The 1,461-nt window shown below is 74.1% G+C and carries 3 protein-coding genes and 1 riboswitch; of the genes, 2 read left to right on the forward strand and 1 reads right to left on the reverse strand.

From position 1 onward, the window contains the following. Positions 1-32: 32 nt before the first annotated feature. Positions 33-404, reverse strand: a complete 372-nt coding sequence (locus tag ACWEVO_RS36405; RefSeq protein WP_452311928.1) for a VOC family protein — start codon at positions 402-404, stop codon at positions 33-35. Between the two features lie 97 nt (positions 405-501). On the opposite strand from ACWEVO_RS36405, the gene ACWEVO_RS36410 reads away from it, so the two are divergent. Continuing rightward, the gene (locus tag ACWEVO_RS36410) at positions 502-960 is read left to right on the forward strand and encodes an Rv0361 family membrane protein (protein ID WP_452311929.1); all 459 of its coding nucleotides are present in this window, start codon (positions 502-504) and stop codon (positions 958-960) included. Between the two features lie 38 nt (positions 961-998). Further along, positions 999-1,075: riboswitch (ZMP/ZTP riboswitch) on the forward strand. A gap of 21 nt (positions 1,076-1,096) precedes the next feature. After that, a partial coding sequence (locus ACWEVO_RS36415) for a metallophosphoesterase family protein (RefSeq protein ID WP_452311930.1) occupies positions 1,097-1,461 on the forward strand: 365 nt, incomplete at its 3' end.

Raw genomic sequence — 1,461 nt, forward strand, 5'->3', positions numbered from 1 at the left:
GCGCGCGCTCAGCCCGACGAGCCGGCCCGCGGTCAGCCCTGCGGGCGCGGGCAGAGGCAGAACGGCTGCCCGACCGGGTCGAGCAGCACCGTCCACCGCTCCCCGCCGGGCTGGAACTCCGGCCGGGTCGCGCCGGCCGCCACGAACTCCTTCTCGGCGAGCGTCACGTCCTCGACGTACAGGTCGAGGTGGTAGCGCTTGCCGGCGGTCTCGTCGGGCCAGGTCGGCGGGGTGTAGCCGGGCACCAGGCCGAAGCCGATCGAGACCCCGTCCTTGCTGATCATCGCGTACTCGGCCTGGCTGTGGGTGACCTCCCAGCCGAGGGCGCGGGAGTAGAAGGCCGCGTGGGCGACCGGGTCGGAGCTGTCGAGGTTGACCATGGCGAGGTCGGCGTGCACTGTCATGCCACCCATCCTGGCGAGAGAAGCTGACACCTTCTGGCAGGTACCTGCGGGGAATTTCGGCGCAGAGCTGCCGCCGGTTTCTCTACCGTCGTAGGTGATGGGCAGGGAGCAGGGGTGGACCAGGCCGGCCCGGCGGCGCCGGCCGGTCCGCGCGAGCGTGCTGGCCGGTGGCCTCGGGCTCGCCATGTGCCTGGTCGGGGTGGCCGGCCTCGCGCTGTGGAACGTGCAGGTGGTGCTGCAGGCCAACGGCCCGGTCCGGGAGACCGCCGACACGTTCTTCCGCGAGGTCGCCGCCGGGGACACCGACAAGGCGTACGACAAGCTGTGCCGGACCGCGCGCGGCAAGTGGAGCCAGGTCGGCTTCGGCAGCTGGGTGCGCACCCCGCCGCAGGTCAGCGGCTACGAGATCGTGGACGTGTCGGTGGCCACCCGGGGCGGCCGGCCGCGCGGCACGGTGAAAGTGCGGCTGACCCGGGAGGGTGGCGCCAGCGAGGAGCGGGACCTGCCGGTGGTGCAGGAGAACGGCAAGTGGCGGGTGTGCGGCGACCCGTTCTGACCCGTCCGGGGCAGCGCGCCTCCGGCTGATCTCCTAGGCTCGGCCCACACGACTGGCGCGGGTGGGCGACCACCGGGGAGTGAGGTCGGGGGCGTCGACCGCCTGGGGGCCCCTCATCCACGAGGTGAGGAGCCGCATGAGTTCGCCCGTACGCCACCGGATCCTGCACCTGTCCGACACCCACGTGGGCGCCGACGGCCACGACGAGGACGGCGTGGACGCCCGCGCCGCCCTGCACGGCATCCTCCACGACATACGGCACGTGCCGGACCTCGACCTGGTGGTGGTCAGCGGCGACGTCGCCGACGACGGCTCGGTCGCCGGCTGCACCGCCGTACGGGAGGCGGTCGGCCGGTTCGCCGCGCAGCGGGGCATCCCGCACGTGTACTGCCCGGGCAACCACGACCGCCGGGAGTCCTTCGCGGCGGTGCTGGGCACCGGCCACCTGGCCGCCGACGGCACCGACGTCGGGCAGCCGGCCGGCCCGGCGGGCGAGCAGCG

It is taken from the genome of Micromonospora sp. NPDC003776 (genome assembly GCF_053605645.1).

Bases quoted from the DNA above. Each gene is read 5' to 3' on its own strand.
- ACWEVO_RS36405 (WP_452311928.1), bottom strand. From the start codon at position 404: ATGACAGTGCACGCCGACCTCGCCATGGTCAACCTCGACAGCTCCGAC.
- ACWEVO_RS36410 (WP_452311929.1), top strand. From the start codon at position 502: ATGGGCAGGGAGCAGGGGTGGACCAGGCCGGCCCGGCGGCGCCGGCCG.